Consider the following 820-nt stretch of genomic DNA (forward strand, 5'->3'; position numbering starts at 1 on the left):
GGCACTGTTGCAAATAGTCGGTGGTGATAAACTTATCATCCCCTTTTGCTGATGGAGCTGCACATGAACCCATTCAAAGGCCGGCATTTTCAGCGTGACATCATTCTGTGGGCCGTACGCTGGTACTGCAAATACGGCATCAGTTACCGTGAGCTGCAGGAGATGCTGGCTGAACGCGGAGTGAATGTCGATCACTCCACGATTTACCGCTGGGTTCAGCGTTATGCGCCTGAAATGGAAAAACGGCTGCGCTGGTACTGGCGTAACCCTTCCGATCTTTGCCCGTGGCACATGGATGAAACCTACGTGAAGGTCAATGGCCGCTGGGCGTATCTGTACCGGGCCGTCGACAGCCGGGGCCGCACTGTCGATTTTTATCTCTCCTCCCGTCGTAACAGCAAAGCTGCATACCGGTTTCTGGGTAAAATCCTCAACAACGTGAAGAAGTGGCAGATCCCGCGATTCATCAACACGGATAAAGCGCCCGCCTATGGTCGCGCGCTTGCTCTGCTCAAACGCGAAGGCCGGTGCCCGTCTGACGTTGAACACCGACAGATTAAGTACCGGAACAACGTGATTGAATGCGATCATGGCAAACTGAAACGGATAATCGGCGCCACGCTGGGATTTAAATCCATGAAGACGGCTTACGCCACCATCAAAGGTATTGAGGTGATGCGTGCACTACGCAAAGGCCAGGCCTCAGCATTTTATTATGGTGATCCCCTGGGCGAAATGCGCCTGGTAAGCAGAGTTTTTGAAATGTAAGGCCTTTGAATAAGACAAAAGGCTGCCTCATCGCTAACTTTGCAACAGTGCC

Annotated in this window: 1 protein-coding gene; it reads left to right on the top strand. The window is 52.4% G+C overall.

What is annotated here, in order from left to right:
* The first annotated feature begins 63 nt into the window (after nt 1–63).
* A complete protein-coding gene (locus ACJHYW_RS25260; protein ID WP_001067855.1) occupies nt 64–768 on the top strand; it encodes an IS6-like element IS26 family transposase in 705 nt (234 codons plus the stop codon).
* Nucleotides 769–820: the final 52 nt, after the last annotated feature.

This window comes from Escherichia sp. WS3063 (assembly GCF_046486595.1).
Taxonomy (GTDB): Bacteria; Pseudomonadota; Gammaproteobacteria; order Enterobacterales; family Enterobacteriaceae; genus Escherichia; species Escherichia coli.

Excerpts from the sequence above, each read along its gene's own strand:
- ACJHYW_RS25260 (WP_001067855.1), top strand. The coding sequence starts at position 64 with ATGAACCCATTCAAAGGCCGGCATTTTCAGCGTGACATCATTCTGTGG.